Here is a 15,146-nt window from a genome sequence, read left to right as displayed (position 1 = left end):
TCGGCGCGCCCACGGCCACGGCCGTCGCGCACGCCGAAAGCGCGCAGACCGCCGTCGCGCTGCTGCTCGTTTCACCCGACTTTTTGAGGAGATAACCCATGCTCTCCCGCCGCCACTTTCTGCGCGTCGCCGCCGCCGGCGCGGGCGCGATGCTCGTCGCGCCGCAACTCGTTTTCGCGAGCGCGCCCACCGATCGCCGCTTCGTGTTCGTGATCCAGCGCGGCGCGGCCGACGGCCTCAACATCGTCGTGCCCTATGCCGATCCCGCTTACGCGTCGCTGCGCGGCGCGCTCGCCATCGACACGGACAAGGCCGCGAAACTCGACGGCACGTTCGCGCTGCATCCGTCGCTCGCGCAAACCGCGCAACTGTATCGATCGGGGCAGGCGCTGTTCGTGCATGCGATCGCTTCGCCGTATCGCGACCGCTCGCATTTCGACGGCCAGAACGTGCTCGAAACAGGCGGACGCGCGCCGTATCAGGTGAAGGACGGCTGGCTCAATCGCCTTGTCGCGCAGATAGGCCCGACGCACGGCGACAGCGCCATCGCGCTCGCGCCCACCGTGCCGCTCGCGTTGCGCGGCGCGGCGCACGCGACGTCGTATGCGCCCTCCGCGTTGCCCGCCGCGTCGGACGACCTGCTCACGCGCGTCTCCGCGCTTTACGAGAGCGACGCGCAATTGCGCGGCCTCTGGACCTCGGCGATGAACGCGCGCGGCCTCGCGGGCGACGCGAGCGCGAAGCAGGACCCGGCCAGTCTCGGCAAGCTCGCCGCCGATTTTCTGGCGCGCCCGGACGGCCCGCGCATCGCGATGATCGAGACCGGCGGCTGGGACACGCATAGCGCGCAGAACGCGCGGCTCGGCAATCAGCTGAAGGCGCTCGACACGATGCTCGCCGCGCTGCGCAGCGGGCTCGGTCCGGCGTGGGACAAGACCAGCGTGCTGGTGGCGACGGAGTTCGGCCGCACCGCCGCCGCGAACGGCACCGGCGGCACCGACCACGGCCAGGGATCCGTGGCGATGCTGATGGGCGGCGCGGTCGCGGGCGGACGCGTGATCGCCGACTGGCCGGGCCTGCGCAACGCCGACCTCTACGAAGGACGCGATCTCAAACCGACCGCTTCGCTCGACGCGCTCATTGCGGGCGCCGCTGCGGAAAGCCTCGGCCTCGATCCGCAACGCACGGCCGCCGCGCTGTTCGCCCAAGCGGGCACGACAAAGCCGATGACGGGTTTGATCCGCACATGACAAGAGGCCTGGCGCGATGCAAACAGGCGCGCCGGACACATCCCCGCACGACCAGCAATCCAATCACACATCAAGGAGGAACCCGATCATGAAAACGAAGCCGATGCTTCTCACCGCGTTGTTCACGAGCGCCGCGCTGCTTTCGGCCTGCGTGGTGGAGCCCGCGCGGCCACCCGAGCCTGCCCCGCGCGTCGAGGTCGTGCCGCCCGCGCCGTCGCCCGGTTATCACTGGGTGAAGGGCCATTACCGCTGGGAAGGCAATCACTGGGCGTGGGTGCCCGGGCACTGGGTTGCGGCGTATTGATCGCCACGAATCAGGAAACGAATCAGGATCTGAAACGATAAAAAAGGAGCGCCACGCACGGCGCTCCTTTTTATTGGCATCGATCCGCATCGGTCAGAACGCAACGACGGTCCTTATGCCGACCACCGCCGCATCGCCGATACGACGCGACGTATTCTGCGGATCGGGCACGCCGCCGCCCGGGCGGAACACGTACTGAAAGTCGGCCTGCACCTGCCACCACGGCGCAATCTGAAACTGATACGTCGCTTCCAACACGGTCTCCGCACTGCGCGCCGGATAGCCGGGCGTGAAAGCCGCCGTATCGCTCGCGAGACCTTGCGCGTGCGAACCGATTTTCGCGTAGCCCACCGCCAGCCCCGCCACGTCGTTGTCGCGACCCTTGAACGGCGCCTTGAGCGTGACGCCTGCATTGACCGCAAGATCGACGAGATTGCGATCGCCGGGCGCGCCCATCACGCGCGCGAACACGCCGAGCGATTGCGGGCTTTGCGCCGAGGGACGCCAGACCATCTGATCGGCCACGGCGTAAAGGCCGTAATCGCCGCGATGCGATTGCGCCACGCCCGTACTGGCGGGATTCGCGAGCGAGACACCGTTATTATCGAATTGCTGATCGGCGAAATGTTGCGTGTTGTACCAGAAGCCCAGTTTGTAGGTACCTGGTAATCCTGATGATTTTGCGTCGGGTGCGGAAATATCGGGCGCATTCAGCGCATACTGCACTTCACCGATGAACAGCGCGCCATCGTGCAGATTGAAATTCGTACCGTGCGCGTCGCCGCTGCTGTTGACGTTGCCGCTTCCGCTCCCCGCCGGACTGCCGTCGAACACGCCCGCGAGCACGGTCCACGCATTCGACGGCGTCACGCGCAGCCGCGCGCCGAGCGACGAAAGCGGATACGCGGGGCCGCCCGCGGGCATATCCATCGACGGCAGCACGGGCCAGCCGAACGTGGCGTTCATGAACGCGCCCGCGTACTGGCTGGCCATGAATTCCTGATCGACGCTTTGCTGGCCGACTTTAATGTCGGCCTTGCCGCCCGCGAACGACTGCTGATACCAGAGTTCCCACAGACGCGTACCGGCATCGGCTTCGACGCCGGACACCGCCTGCAGCGCCTGAAGATTGCGTTGCGTGAGGTTCGTGCCGTGTATCTGCAGCGCGGACACGTTGAAAATGCCGCCGGGCAATCCGAATGCCTTCTGCGTATCGACGCCGACGCTCATTTCCGTGAGTCCGTCGTACGCGCCGCTACGGTGTACGCCGCCCGAAAGATTGTTCAGATACTCGCTGGTATCCTGCAGCCCGAACGTCACGCCACGGGCATCGAGCCACGGACGCAGGCCGCCCGTGTCGCCGAACAGGGTCGAGCGATCCCACAAGCCGGTGGGCGCGGGCGGCGTGCCGTCCGCCGCTGCGGCGGGTGCTTCCATGCTTTGCGCGAAGGCGGACTGCGCGAGACCGAGTGCGATCAGCGCGCCGAGGCGGACGGGCGTCGCTGCATTCATCAGCGAATGTTTGCAGGGCTTTTTCATGATTATCGAGGCGAGTGTGCCCGGCGCAATAGCCGGGACGATTGCGAGGTCATTAAGCGATTTCTTTTTTAAAGCCGCGTGAAATGCGGCGAGTGCGCCAAGCTAGGAGAACCACCAGCTCAAACGCAAGGCGCGATCAATCTCGCGCGCCGCGACGGACGCGCACAGCACGGCCGCCAGCGCGACGGACAAGGCCATGCCGCCGCAGATCAGCGCGGCGGCGCCACTGCGCGATGCCAGGAAATGTTTGACGAACATAAGCCCACCTCCGCCCGGCCAGGCGAACCGGGTCGGCGAATGACGACGCGACGGCGCCACGCAAGACGCGTGTACGCACGACGGCGATTCAATTCAAAAGGGAGCGTGCTGATGGCGGCGCCGATGCGAGCCCTGGCTCGACAACCGGCGCGACGATGAAGCGCGCTAACCCGACAAGGCGAGTTAGCGGCGAAGGACGTGTCCTGTGGGACGAATCGCGGCTAACTCGCGGCTGCGACGCCGGCGTGGACCGGCATCGAACTTCCACTGCTAGAGCATGTGTCCACGAGGGACTCCTTTCGTTGTGACGCGGCGGATTGTATTCGGGTCTCGTGCAAAACCGCAAGCAAAAAAAGCCGCCGATGTTGCATCGCGTCCGCATTCGAACGAAGTGATTCTCAATGCGCAGGTCTCCTGTGCATTTAACCCAACGCTACTCACGATTCTCACGATGATTCGAATGGACATGACCCTTCCCTTTCAATTTCCCGGCTTCATTCTGACCGGAAGATTATTCGGGTCGCGGCATAAAAAACGGGTTGACGCGTGATTCGCGCGGTGCCTAAAATTCGCCCATCTTCACGAAAGGGGCTGACGCCTTGGACTCCAGCAGTCGTCGATCTTCGAATCGAACTTCGCATTCTTTCGCCGCCTGAGCGGCAAGACGCCCGCGCTCTCCTTTCCCAGCCGCCGTCTTGCCCGCAGGCAGACGGTGCGCGCCGTAGTGAATTCTCCCGTGCACCTTTGAATCGCGCCCAGCGGACGCTGCTTTCGCACGTCCGTCCGCGCAAGCGTTGCGAGCCCGTGGCCCGCAACGGCGTGCGTGCGCGCCTGCCCGATGCGGGCGGCGCGCGCACGTCCGGATCAACCCGCGCCGCCGAACACGGCTTCGCGCACGACGCATCGAGGAGCCGCCATGCCGGACAGTGACAGTCATCCCTTACGCACCCTGTCTTTACCCCATTCGATTCTGAACAGGGCAAGCGAGTAGACGGATGCCGTAGCGCGCAAGGCGCGCGGCCGCCCGGGTCTGCTGGCTTTCCCGCGATTCGCGTCGCGCCAGACGCCCGGAGCATCATCATGCATTTCGCCCTTCTCGTTTCCCGCCTTCCGCACCTTCCGCCTATCGAAGCGGCCAGCGGTCACGAACTCGACCGCCTCGCGCTGCAAACGCGCGCGCCCGGCAGACTCGCCGCGCTCTGGCGCCGCCTTGCCGCCTTCGGCGCATTCAGGCGCTTCGTTTCGTAAACCGCGCCGCGTGTGCGTGCCGCTTCGGCGTCGTTTCGACATTGTTTCGACGTCGCTTTGACGGCACGCGTCGGCACGCGCACGCACCGGACCGCTTCCAACCAAGACGAGAACATCATGTCCACGCCAACCAACTTCCCCCACGCCGACGTGTCGCCGCCACGCAGCGCCGTGCTCGACGACGCCCATCTCGGCGACATCCACGGTGCGCTCGGCACCATCTCCCGTCACGACCTCGCGCCGCGCGCCACGTGGTGGGCGCGTCTGCGCACGCTGCTCGCGATACTCGGCCCCGGCCTGATCGTGATGGTCGGCGACAACGACGCGGGCGCCTTCGGCACCTACACGCAGGCGGGCCAGAATTACGGCACCACGCTGCTCTGGACGCTGTTGCTGCTCGTCCCCGTTCTGTATGTGAACCAGGAAATGGTGCTGCGTCTGGGCGCCGTCACTGGCGTCGGTCACGCGCGCCTGATCTTCGAACGCTTCGGCAAATTCTGGGGGGCGTTCAGCGTGATCGATCTATTCGTGCTGAACGCGCTCACCATCGTCACCGAATTTATCGGCATTACGTTTGTGCTCAACTTCTTCGGTTTGCCGAAGATTGCGGGCGTATGCGTGGCCGCCGCATTGACCATGGCCGCCGTGAGCACCGGTAATTTCCGCCGCTTCGAACGCTTCGCGATCGTGCTCTGTTTGCTGAGCCTGCTGCTCGTGCCCGTGCTCGTGTCGATTCATCCGCCCGTCGCGCAGATGACACGTGACTTCTTTATTCCGAACTGGCCCGCGCATTCGAAACTCTCCGACGTCATGCTGCTCGTGATCGGTATCGTCGGCACGACGGTCGCGCCGTGGCAATTGTTCTTTCAGCAAAGCTATGTCATCGACAAGCGCATCACGCCGCGCTTCATGAAGTACGAGAAAGCCGATTTGTGGATCGGCATTGCATTCGTGCTGATTGGCGCGGTGGCGATGATTGCGTTCTGCGCGCAGCTTTTCGCGGGCAAGCCCGAATTCGGCAATTTCACCGATGCGGGCGGCGTGATCGCCGGGCTCGATCAATATGCGGGTCATACGTCGGCGGTGTTGTTTGCCGTCGCGTTGTTCGACGCGGCCATCATCGGCGCGGCGGCCGTGTCGCTTTCGACGGCCTATGCCATCGGCGACGTCTTCAAGATCCGTCACTCGCTGCATCGCGGCGTGAGCGACGCGAAGGGCTTCTATCTGGTCTATTTCGGCATCGTGGCCGCAGCCGCCGCCATCGTGCTGATTCCGGGCAGCCCGCTCGGCCTGCTGACCGAAGCCGTGCAGACGCTCGCCGGCGTGCTGCTGCCAAGCGCCACGGTGTTTCTGCTGCTGCTCTGCAACGACCGCGCCGTGCTGGGGCCGTGGGTCAATTCGAAAGCGCTGAACCTCTTCACGGGCGCGGTCGTGTGGGTGCTGGTGATGTTGTCGATCGTGCTCACGGCCTCGGTCATGTACCCGGACATGAGCGGCGAAACCATTCTCGTCATGCTCGGCGGCGGCACACTGCTGGCGATCGCCGGTTATGCGGCCACGCTCGCGCTGCGCAAACTGCGCGGTGAAACGCAGCCGCCCGCGCAATCCTGGCCGCCGGGCGCGCGCGATATGTGGCGCATGCCGCCGCTCGCCGAACTGCCGTCGCCGAATTTGACGCTTTCAAAACGCGTCTGGATGGGCGTATTGCGCGGTTATCTTTTGATCGCCGTAATTCTCGTAATCGTGAAAGTCGTCCAGATGACGTTTTTTGCGTGATATTCACCGCGCGAAGGAGAAAAAAAGCGCGCGTTCATCGCGCCGCCGCCGTCCGCAATGAATAACGGCGGCGCGGTAATTCCGATCCGCGCGAAACCGCGTCGAGCAGACTGGCGCAAGCACAGGCACAATATCGGTTATTCACGCGGTAAAAACACGCGGCGTGCGCGGATCTCGTGCACGCCGCGCTCTCGCATCCGGCCCCACCCCCGCCGCGCCGCCGCATTCCGCCTTTTCGACGCTGTGATGAACCACGATAACGCCAATCCGCCCGCCATTGCCCGGCGCGCCACGAATACGCCGGGCTTTTTGCTGTTCATGATCTGCCTGTTTTCCTCGGCCGGACAACTCGCGATCGATATTTACGTGCCGGCGCTGCCCGCCATGGCGCACTTCTTCACGACTTCGCCGCAAGCGATCCAGTCGAGCGTGTCCGGTTATATGGCCGCGTACGCGCTCGGCCAGCTGATTTTCGGCCCGATTGCCGACGCTCACGGACGCAAGCGCGTGCTCGCCTTCGGCATTGCGATCTTTACGATTGGCTGTCTGCTGTCGCTCGTCGCGCCGAATCTGGAAACCTTCGTGCTCGCGCGCTGCCTGCAAGGCTTCGGCATCGCGACCACGAATCTGCTGGCGAAAGCGATCATCACCGATTCGTTTTCCGGCACCGCGCTGCTGCACGCGTTCACGTATATGTCGATTGCGTGGGGACTCGCGCCGATTATCGCGCCCGTAATCGGGGCGCATTTGCAGACGTGGTTCGGCTGGCGTTCGTGCCTCGTGTTTCTGCTTATCTGGGCCGTGGTGATGTGGGGCGTGCTGTGGCGCTATCACGATACGTTGCGCCAGCCGGTGAAACTCGAAACGCGCACGCTCGTCGCGAATGCGCGCAAGGTGCTCGCGAGCCCGGTGTTTCAGAGCTGTTTTCTCGCGCAAGGCCTCTGCTACAGCATCTTGCTGGTGTTCAATATCGTCGGGCCGTTCATGGTGCAGAGCACGCTGCACAAGCCGCCGACGTTTTTCGGCTATCTCGCGCTCGGCATCGGCCTGATGTATTTCCTCGGCGGACTCTCGAACCGTCTGCACGGCCCGCGTATGCCGACGCCCGAAGTGCGCTTGCGCGCAGGTTCGTTCGCGATGGCGACATCGGCCATCGTCATGCTCGTGCTCGCGCTGACCGTTGGCCTGCGTGTGTGGGCGCTCGCGACGCCGGTGCTGTTCATGGGCTTCTGCGCGGGCGCGATGTACCCCACGCTGATGGCCAAGGGCAACTCGCTGTTCCCCGAAGTGGCCGGGCTGACGAGTGCGATTCTCGGCTGCGCGCTGCTGCTGGTTTCCTCGGCGATGATGGCGCTCGCGGGGTTTGTCTCCGTGCAGATTCTCACGCCGCTCGCGGTGTTTTTTGTCGTGCTCGCGCTGACGGTCGTGATGATGGTGTCGAAGCTGTTGCGCCATCTCGCGCAGCTGGAGAGCGTGCAGGCGTTGCAGCGGGAGGGGAAGGCGGCGTGAGGCCACTCAGGCCGGTATAACCAGAATAAGCGCCGCCCGCCTCCACTCGCGCGCGCCCCTACCTACGTGGCGCGCGAACTTCCAATCGAAGCCCCCCGCTTCGCCCCAAATCATCACCGGACGAAAAACCCACAACGCGATAAAAAAGCGACACAGCACGACCTGGCGTTTCCATACGTGCTAAAGAGCGCAACCGTTCTATCTGTCATGCACCAAACAATGGCTTACTCGCGACATCGCCTTTCGCGTGCCATGTGAAAGGCGCATCACGATAACCGGAGAAACCGCATGTCCGCCGACGTTCGTCCGCATCAATACGTCCTCACGCTGTCCTGCCCGAGCGCCGCCGGCCAGGTGGCCGCCGTCGCGAGCTTTCTGGACCGGCACCGCTGCTATATCGACGAACTCACCGTTTTCGACGACGACATCAGCGCGCGATTCTTTCTGCGCTGCGTCTTTCACGAAGTCGTGCGCGACACGGCGGCACGCTGCAATCTCGCGAGTCTGCGCGACGAATTCGCGCCAACCGCGCGCGAGCACGCGATGACGTGGGCCATCCACGATCTTCAGGTGCGCCCGAAAGTGCTCATCATGGTTTCGCGGCTCGAACATTGCCTCGCCGATCTGCTGTTTCGCTGGCGCATGGGCGAATTGCCGATGGATATTGCCGGCATCGCATCGAATCACCGTGATTTCGAATCGCTCGCGCATCAGCACGATTTGCCGTTTCATTATTTGCCGATCACGCCCGACACGAAACGCGAGCAGGAAGCCGCGATTCTCGATCTATTCGAGTCGACCGGTTCCGAATTACTCGTGCTCGCGCGCTATATGCAGATTCTTTCCGACGAAACGAGCCGCCGCCTCGCGGGCCGCGCGATCAATATTCATCATTCATTTCTGCCCGGTTTCAAAGGCGCGCGGCCTTATCACCAGGCGCACGTGCGCGGCGTCAAACTGATTGGCGCGACCGCGCATTTCGTCACCGACGATCTCGACGAAGGACCGATCATCGAACAGGAAGTGCAGCGCGTCGATCACAGCTTCGATCCGGAGCGGCTACTGGCCGTGGGGCGCGATGTCGAATGCGTGGTGCTCGCGCGCGCCGTGAAGGCGTTTCTGGAGCGACGCGTGTTCATCAACGACGGGCGCACGGTCGTGCTCTGACGCGCTCGCCCGCGTCGCGGCGGCGGACTCGCCGCGATGGCGCCGCTGCGCCTGCGCCGCGAGTCCCGCAAGGGCTCGATCGCTCATTTTTTCGGCCACACGCCGCGCATAATCATGATGCCGCCGCGCCAGCGCGGCACCCAGTTGGCGCGCCTGCCAGTAACGCAACAGCCCGATGCGCCCGTGGCCGCGCGCGATGCTTTGCTCCAGCAGCGCAAGCGCCGCGGCGGCATCGCCGTGACAGGCGCGGTCGTTCAGTTCAACGGTATGGGCACGCGGCACGCGGGGCTCCTTTCGGTGCAGAGAACGCTGACCACGCAGTTGACCAAAGGCCGCGTCAAACCGATAGAATGAAAACGCCAGCGCGACGGTACGCCGTCGCCAGCACGCCCGCGATGTGCGCTTTTGCGAAAGTCGATGGCGGAAAAACACAAGCGCGCGCCCTTTCGATCGGCGACGCTTGCGAAAACCGCCTCGCGCCTCCCCACTTTCACGCGCCGCCATGCCCGACACGCTCCCGATCGCTCCCTCGTCCGAGTCCGCCGCGAAGGCGCGCATCCGCTTCGGCATCGTGCTGCTGCCCAATTTCACGCTGACCGCCTTTTCCGGTTTCGTGGACATGCTGCGGCTCTCCGCCGACGACGGCGATTTCAGCAAGCCGGTGCGCTGCTCGTGGCGCGTGCTGGGCGAAACGCTCGCGCCGGTACGCGCGAGTTGCGGCATTCAGATCACGCCCTGGGAAACTTTCGACAATGCGGAGCCGGTCGACTACCTCGTGATCGTTGGCGGCCTGCTGCATTCCGGACCGCAAGCCAGCGAGGCCACGCTTCACTATATCCGCCGCGCCGCCGCGGGCACGACCACCGTCGTCGGCATCTGCACCGGCGTAGTCACGCTGATGCGCGCGGGCGTGCTCGATGCGCATCGCATCTGCGTGAGCTGGTTTCACTATTGGGACTTTATCGAGCGCTTTCCGACCGTCAACGCGGATGCGATCGTGGCCGACCGTCTCTTCGTGATCGACCGGCGGCGCATTACCTGTTCGGGCGGACGCGCGTCGATCGACGTGGCCGCCGCCATTCTGCTGCGTCATTTCGATCACGCTACCGTGCAAAAAGCGCTGCGTATTCTGCTGGTGGGCGAAATGCAGAAAGGCAACGCGCCGCAACCGCATCCACCAGGACTCGAGCCCGCCACACATCCGAAAGTCAAACGCGCGATCCTGCTGATGGAGCAACAGGTCGGACGAAATGTGCCGCTCGAAGAACTGGCCTGCAAGCTCAATCTTTCCGCGCGTCAGCTCGAACGTCTGTTCAAATCGGAAACGGGCAAAAGTCCGCGCACGTTCGCCAATGCGCTGCGTCTACGCACCGCCGCGTGGCTGCTCACGAGTTCCGACCGTACCGTGGCCGATATTGCGTCGAGTTGCGGCTTTTCGGATGCCTCGCATCTCGGGCGAGAATTCCGCAAGCAATTCGGCGTGCCGCCGAATATGTTTCGCGAGCAGCGCAGCGGCCAGGAGCCCACGCAATTCCCCGACCTCGACGCGTTCTTCCGCCCTGAAACCTCGCTGACAAGCGACGTGGAACCGGGCGCGTCGCTGCACTAAGCGCGGATCGTCATTCCGGCGCGCGCCGCTCGTGGCTCGGCGCGTGCCCGAATTGCACGCGATACGCCTTGCTGAAATGACACGGCGAATTGAATCCGCAAATCGACGTCACGCGTGCAATCGACGTATCGGTCGTGCGCAGTAATTCGCGCGCGCGTTTCAATCGCAAATTCAAATAATAATGTGTCGGCGACACGTTCAAGTATTCCTTGAACATGCGCTGTAAATGGCGTTGCGATAGCCGTACGAGGCGCGCGAGTTCTTCGAGCGAAAGCGGCTCCTTGATATTGGCTTCCATGAGCCGCACGACTTCGACGAGTTCAGCACGCGAAAATCCCACCCGCGCGTCCACGGGAATCGGCTGCAGATCGGTCGAGCCGCGAATGCGTTCGAGAATGAATTGCTCGGAAACTTTTGCGGCCGTTTGTCGCCCGAGACGCGCGCCCACCAGTTCAAGCATGAGATCGAGCGGCGCGGTGCCGCCCGTGCACGTGAGCCGGTCGCGATCGATCACGAAGAGTTCGTCGGCGAATTGCACGTCGGGAAACGACTCGTAAAACGTCGAGAGATTTTCCCAATGCACGGCACAGCGATAACCATCGAGCAAACCGCTCGTAATCAGCGCATAAGCGGCCGTGCAGATGCTGCCGAGCGGAACGTCGCGGGCCGCCACCTCGCCCAGCACGGCGCGAACGCGCTCGTCCACGGCTTCCTGAATGCGAATGCCGCCGCACACGATCAACACGTCGGGCAGGTTGTTCAGATCGAGGCGTTGCGCGGGACGCACCGCAATTCCATTGCTCGCGCGCGCGGGCTCGCCGTCGAGCGTATAGACCGACCATCGATAATGCTCGCCACGGCCCACGTAATTCGCCATGCGCAAGACTTCGACCGCGCTGGAAAACGCGATCATCGAAAAGTTCGGCAGCGTCAGGAAACCGAAATGCTCAAGCGTCGATTCAATCGCCGGTTGCTCGGCGATCGAGGCGAGGGCGGACGTCACATTGCGCTCCTGCTGGGCGCGCCGGGCCAATATTCATGTGCCCGCGACGGACAGAATAAACCGGCTTTCGCGCGCGATCGCGGCAAGCCGGGCAAGCCGTCCGCGCGCCAAAACCGCCGCGCGCGGACCTTCATACTTCAAGCCTCGGCGATCATGGGCCGCGGGCGAAACCATTGCTTGATGCCGGAGAACAGCGGCGCTTTCACGGCGCCGGGCGCACGGCCAAAGCTCTCGGTAATCCGGTCGAGCATGATGGCGAGCAGCACGACCGACAAACCGCTCTCGAAACCGAGCCCGATATCGAGGCGCTGAATACTCGCCAGCACATCGTTGCCGAGACCGCCCGCCCCTACCATCGACGCGATGATCACCATCGACAGCGCCATCATGATGGTCTGGTTCACGCCTTGCATGATCGACGGCAGCGCATTGGGAAACTGCACCTTGTAAAGCAATTGCCACGGCGTGCAGCCGAATGCCTGCCCGGCTTCCACGATTTCGCGATTCACGTGCTTGATGCCGAGGCTCGTGAGGCGCACGGCCGGCGGCATCGCGAAGATCACCGTGGAGAGAATGCCCGGCACGCGGCCGAGGCCAAACAGCATCGCGGCGGGAATCAGATAAACGAAAGCCGGCATCGTTTGCATGAGGTCGAGAATCGGCCTTACGATGGTTTGCACGAGTTTGTTCTTTGCCGTCCAGATACCGAGCGGAATCCCGACTATGAGACTGATCAGCGTCGACGACAACGTCAGCCCGAGCGTGACGACGGTTTGATCCCAGAAGCCGGTCGCGTAGATCAGCAATAGCGACGCCGTGGCGAAAATCGCGAAGCGCCAGCCCACGCGCCACAAACCGACCGCGATGAAAAACGCCATCAGCGCCCACATGGGAATGGCCTGCAAGCCGTGCTCGATAAACGCCGCGAAGCTCTCGATGGCCTTGCCGACTGCGTCGAAACTATTCGCGTCGTGATCGAGCAGATAGTGAACCGACTGATCGACCCAGCGGCCAAGGGGAATGATCTCAGACATGGGCACTCCTGTTGCGCGTAATGACCTTCAGGACCGCGGCCTGATCGATGGAGCCGCAATAGCGGCCCTCGTCGTCGACCACGGGCAGCGCGGTGGCGTTCGCGCACACGCGCGAGACGACCTGTTCGAGCGGCGCGCCGAGCGAAATGCATTCGACCTTGCGCACCGACGGTTGCGCCACGCCGATCGCGTCGCGCGTGACGAAACCGCTGATCCGGCGTTGCGCGTCGAGCACGAACGCGTAGTCGGCACTGCCGTTCAACGAAGCGGCCACGCTTTTCGGATCGAGGGTGCGGATGAGTGGCACGGCTTCGCGCTGCATGAGATCGCCCGCGGTGAGATAGCGGCTCGTATCCACGCCATCGAAAAACGCTCGTACATATTCATCGGCAGGATTACTGATGATTTCCTGTGGCGTGCCGATCTGCACGATGCGGCCGCCTTCCATGATCGCGATACGCGTGCCGATGCGCAGCGCTTCTTCCAGATCGTGCGATACGAACATGATGGTGCGCTGCTGCTCCTTCTGCAATTGCAGCAACACGTTCTGCATTTCCTTGCGCTTGAGCGGATCGAGCGCGGAAAACGCTTCATCCATGATCATCAGCGACGGATTCACGGCCAGCGCGCGCGCGAGGCCCACACGCTGCTGCATGCCGCCGGAAAGTTCGGCGGGCAGCTTCTGCGCGAACGCGGCCAGCCCGACCTGCTCGAGCACCGCTAGTGCACGCCGCTCGCGCTCCTTGCGCCCCACGCCCGCCACTTCGAGGCCGAACGCCGCATTCGAAAGCACCGTGCGTTGCGGCATCAGCGCAAACGACTGGAACACCATGCTCATATCGGTGCGGCGCAGCGAAACCAGCTCGGAGCGCTTCACCGCCGCAATATCGCGGCCGTCGATCACGACTTTGCCCGCCGTGGGTTCGACGAGGCGGTTGATCAGACGAATCAGCGTGGATTTTCCGGAACCCGAGAGGCCCATCAGCACGAAGATCTCGCCTTCCTGCACCGAGAACGACGCCTTGTTCACGCCGAGCACGTAACCGGTTCTGGCGAACATGTCGTCTTTCGTCGCGCCGCTCATGAGCAAATCGCGCGCGACTTTCGGATTCGGTCCGAAGACCTTACTGAGTCCTTCGACTACGATCTTGGGGGATTTCATCGATTCCGTCTCCTCGTGCCGCACGCGCCGCACACTGTATCTACATGGTTGCCAGAAAAAACCCCGCGGGGATGGCGATTTGCGACAGACGCTTACGCAAAAGCGACACGGCCATTCAATGCGCGCTGCAATCGGCGCAGCGAACCGGCCGCGCCACAAGCGCGCGCACCGTAACGGGGCACTGTGTGGGCGAAACACCGCTGATAAAACACGCTGATTGAAAGACGAACGAAGGCGCGTTGCGCGCCTCGCGCATGCTGCATTGCACTGCACCCGGCGCGGCGCCGCGCCCGTCGCGAAGCGTCAAGCCGGTTCGCTTCGCGACTCGCATGCGCGTGGTGCCGGCTCACACTTACTGCGCCGCAACCCAGGTATTCACGCGGTCGCCATGAGCGGCGATCCACGTATCGGCGGCGGCATCCGGTTTTTCGCCGTTTTGAATCGCGAGCATCACGCTATCGATTTCGCCCGGCTTCCATTGAAACTTCTTCAGGAACGACACGACTTGCGGCGCCTTCGTTTCCAGTTCCGGATTCGCCACGTTGTCGACATGCTCCGCCGCGCCATACACATTCTTCGGATCGTCGAGGAAGCGCAGTTTGTATTTCGCAAACATCCAGTGCGGCGTCCAGCCCGTGACGATCACCGGCTTTTTCGCATTCAACGAACGCGCGAGTTCCGCCGTCATCGCGCTGCCCGAACTCGGCATCACGGTATAGCTCAGATCGTATTGCTTGACGGCCTGATCGGTCTTGGTCATCACGCCTGCACCGGCGTCGATCCCCACGATACGGCCGCCGAATGCGCTCTTTTGCGCATTGAGATCGTCGATGCTCTTCGCGCCCACATAATCCGGCACGACGAGCCCGATTTTCGCGCCCGGAAAGTTCGTGCCGAGATCGACGACCTTGTCCTTGAACTGCGCCCAGTACGCGCACTGCGTCACCGGCAGCCACGCGGAGAGCGTCGCGTCGAGATCGCCGCGCGCCACGCCCTGCCACATGATGCCCGCGGCCACGGGCACGAGTTGCACCTGATAGCCGAAGCGCTTTTCGATAATGCGCGCCGCGACGTTGGATGTCGCCACGCTATCGTCCCAGCCTTCGACGTAGCCGATTTTCAGCGTCGGCTTGCCGTCGGCCCACGCAGGGGCGCTCAGGCCCACCATCGCCGACAGCACGCCGGCCCACACATATTTTCCTGGCAGCTTCAAGGTCGATCTCCTGTAACCGGGCAACGCGCCCCGTGCACCTCCAGATTCCCCCGCCACAATTTGTCGATATCGTC

At 63.5% G+C, this 15,146-nt stretch carries 13 protein-coding genes and 1 pseudogene; 8 read left to right on the top strand and 6 right to left on the bottom strand.

Annotation, left to right across the window (positions count from 1 at the left end; genetic code table 11):
• The first annotated feature begins 98 nt into the window (after nucleotides 1–98).
• Nucleotides 99–1,250 carry a DUF1501 domain-containing protein gene (locus tag G3N97_RS02950; RefSeq protein ID WP_205991830.1) on the top strand — a complete coding sequence of 384 codons (1,152 nt, stop codon included), beginning with the start codon at nucleotides 99–101 and terminating at the stop codon, nucleotides 1,248–1,250.
• 88 nt (nucleotides 1,251–1,338) lie between these two features.
• Nucleotides 1,339–1,554 carry a YXWGXW repeat-containing protein gene (locus tag G3N97_RS02945; RefSeq protein WP_065059919.1) on the top strand — a complete coding sequence of 72 codons (216 nt, stop codon included), beginning with the start codon at nucleotides 1,339–1,341 and terminating at the stop codon, nucleotides 1,552–1,554.
• A 93-nt stretch (nucleotides 1,555–1,647) separates the two neighbouring features.
• Here G3N97_RS02945 and G3N97_RS02940 read toward each other — a convergent pair whose 3' ends face one another.
• Together G3N97_RS02940 and G3N97_RS02935 are read right to left on the bottom strand one after the other, a co-directional pair.
• The gene (locus G3N97_RS02940) at nucleotides 1,648–3,093 is read right to left on the bottom strand and encodes a carbohydrate porin (RefSeq protein WP_205991829.1); all 1,446 of its coding nucleotides are present in this window, start codon (nucleotides 3,091–3,093) and stop codon (nucleotides 1,648–1,650) included.
• A gap of 102 nt (nucleotides 3,094–3,195) precedes the next feature.
• Nucleotides 3,196–3,351 (bottom strand): hypothetical protein, encoded by a 156-nt coding sequence (locus tag G3N97_RS02935; RefSeq protein WP_205991828.1) that lies wholly within the window; start codon nucleotides 3,349–3,351, stop codon nucleotides 3,196–3,198.
• A gap of 1,080 nt (nucleotides 3,352–4,431) precedes the next feature.
• Between G3N97_RS02935 and G3N97_RS02930 the strand changes: the two genes are divergently transcribed.
• The 6 genes from G3N97_RS02930 to G3N97_RS02905 all read left to right on the top strand — a co-directional run bounded on the left by G3N97_RS02930 (nucleotide 4,432) and on the right by G3N97_RS02905 (nucleotide 10,660).
• Nucleotides 4,432–4,599 carry a hypothetical protein gene (locus tag G3N97_RS02930; protein ID WP_205991827.1) on the top strand — a complete coding sequence of 56 codons (168 nt, stop codon included), beginning with the start codon at nucleotides 4,432–4,434 and terminating at the stop codon, nucleotides 4,597–4,599.
• Between the two features lie 117 nt (nucleotides 4,600–4,716).
• Entirely contained in the window at nucleotides 4,717–6,375 is a 1,659-nt protein-coding gene (locus G3N97_RS02925; RefSeq protein ID WP_205991826.1) for an NRAMP family divalent metal transporter, read from the top strand.
• A 246-nt stretch (nucleotides 6,376–6,621) separates the two neighbouring features.
• Nucleotides 6,622–7,884 (top strand): multidrug effflux MFS transporter, encoded by a 1,263-nt coding sequence (locus G3N97_RS02920; RefSeq protein ID WP_205991825.1) that lies wholly within the window; start codon nucleotides 6,622–6,624, stop codon nucleotides 7,882–7,884.
• 288 nt (nucleotides 7,885–8,172) lie between these two features.
• Nucleotides 8,173–9,051 carry a formyltetrahydrofolate deformylase gene (gene purU / locus G3N97_RS02915; RefSeq protein ID WP_205991824.1) on the top strand — a complete coding sequence of 293 codons (879 nt, stop codon included), beginning with the start codon at nucleotides 8,173–8,175 and terminating at the stop codon, nucleotides 9,049–9,051.
• A gap of 36 nt (nucleotides 9,052–9,087) precedes the next feature.
• Nucleotides 9,088–9,405 carry a hypothetical protein gene (locus tag G3N97_RS40100; RefSeq protein WP_205991823.1) on the top strand — a complete coding sequence of 106 codons (318 nt, stop codon included), beginning with the start codon at nucleotides 9,088–9,090 and terminating at the stop codon, nucleotides 9,403–9,405.
• 148 nt (nucleotides 9,406–9,553) lie between these two features.
• On the top strand, nucleotides 9,554–10,660 hold the full coding sequence (locus tag G3N97_RS02905; protein WP_205991822.1) for a GlxA family transcriptional regulator: 1,107 nt from the start codon (nucleotides 9,554–9,556) through the stop codon (nucleotides 10,658–10,660).
• 10 nt (nucleotides 10,661–10,670) lie between these two features.
• Here the strand turns inward: G3N97_RS02905 and G3N97_RS02900 are convergent, their stop codons facing one another.
• The 4 genes and pseudogenes from G3N97_RS02900 to G3N97_RS02885 form a co-directional block, all read right to left on the bottom strand.
• Nucleotides 10,671–11,663: a GlxA family transcriptional regulator gene (locus G3N97_RS02900; RefSeq protein ID WP_205991821.1), complete on the bottom strand. Its 993-nt coding sequence runs from the start codon at nucleotides 11,661–11,663 to the stop codon at nucleotides 10,671–10,673.
• Between the two features lie 137 nt (nucleotides 11,664–11,800).
• Entirely contained in the window at nucleotides 11,801–12,697 is an 897-nt protein-coding gene (gene choW / locus G3N97_RS02895) for a choline ABC transporter permease subunit (RefSeq protein ID WP_205991820.1), read from the bottom strand.
• Nucleotides 12,690–13,967: pseudogene (locus G3N97_RS02890) on the bottom strand (glycine betaine/L-proline ABC transporter ATP-binding protein); the annotation flags it as partial. The pseudogene G3N97_RS02890 and the gene choW, both read right to left, overlap by 8 nt.
• A 244-nt stretch (nucleotides 13,968–14,211) precedes the next feature.
• Nucleotides 14,212–15,072 (bottom strand): glycine betaine ABC transporter substrate-binding protein, encoded by an 861-nt coding sequence (locus G3N97_RS02885; protein ID WP_241030343.1) that lies wholly within the window; start codon nucleotides 15,070–15,072, stop codon nucleotides 14,212–14,214.
• Nucleotides 15,073–15,146 lie beyond the last annotated feature (74 nt).

It is taken from the genome of Paraburkholderia sp. Ac-20347 (assembly GCF_017104805.1).
Classification (GTDB): Bacteria; Pseudomonadota; Gammaproteobacteria; order Burkholderiales; family Burkholderiaceae; genus Paraburkholderia; species Paraburkholderia tropica.
This window is presented reverse-complemented; position numbering and strand designations above follow the sequence as displayed.

What these genes read in the sequence shown, in the direction of transcription:
- G3N97_RS02950 (WP_205991830.1), top strand. Translation starts at nt 99, where the DNA reads ATGCTCTCCCGCCGCCACTTTCTGCGCGTCGCCGCCGCCGGCGCGGGC.
- G3N97_RS02945 (WP_065059919.1), top strand. Translation starts at nt 1,339, where the DNA reads ATGAAAACGAAGCCGATGCTTCTCACCGCGTTGTTCACGAGCGCCGCG.
- G3N97_RS02940 (WP_205991829.1), bottom strand. Translation starts at nt 3,093, where the DNA reads ATGAAAAAGCCCTGCAAACATTCGCTGATGAATGCAGCGACGCCCGTC.
- G3N97_RS02935 (WP_205991828.1), bottom strand. Translation starts at nt 3,351, where the DNA reads ATGTTCGTCAAACATTTCCTGGCATCGCGCAGTGGCGCCGCCGCGCTG.
- G3N97_RS02930 (WP_205991827.1), top strand. Translation starts at nt 4,432, where the DNA reads ATGCATTTCGCCCTTCTCGTTTCCCGCCTTCCGCACCTTCCGCCTATC.
- G3N97_RS02925 (WP_205991826.1), top strand. Translation starts at nt 4,717, where the DNA reads ATGTCCACGCCAACCAACTTCCCCCACGCCGACGTGTCGCCGCCACGC.
- G3N97_RS02920 (WP_205991825.1), top strand. Translation starts at nt 6,622, where the DNA reads ATGAACCACGATAACGCCAATCCGCCCGCCATTGCCCGGCGCGCCACG.
- purU (WP_205991824.1), top strand. Translation starts at nt 8,173, where the DNA reads ATGTCCGCCGACGTTCGTCCGCATCAATACGTCCTCACGCTGTCCTGC.
- G3N97_RS40100 (WP_205991823.1), top strand. Translation starts at nt 9,088, where the DNA reads ATGGCGCCGCTGCGCCTGCGCCGCGAGTCCCGCAAGGGCTCGATCGCT.
- G3N97_RS02905 (WP_205991822.1), top strand. Translation starts at nt 9,554, where the DNA reads ATGCCCGACACGCTCCCGATCGCTCCCTCGTCCGAGTCCGCCGCGAAG.
- choW (WP_205991820.1), bottom strand. Translation starts at nt 12,697, where the DNA reads ATGTCTGAGATCATTCCCCTTGGCCGCTGGGTCGATCAGTCGGTTCAC.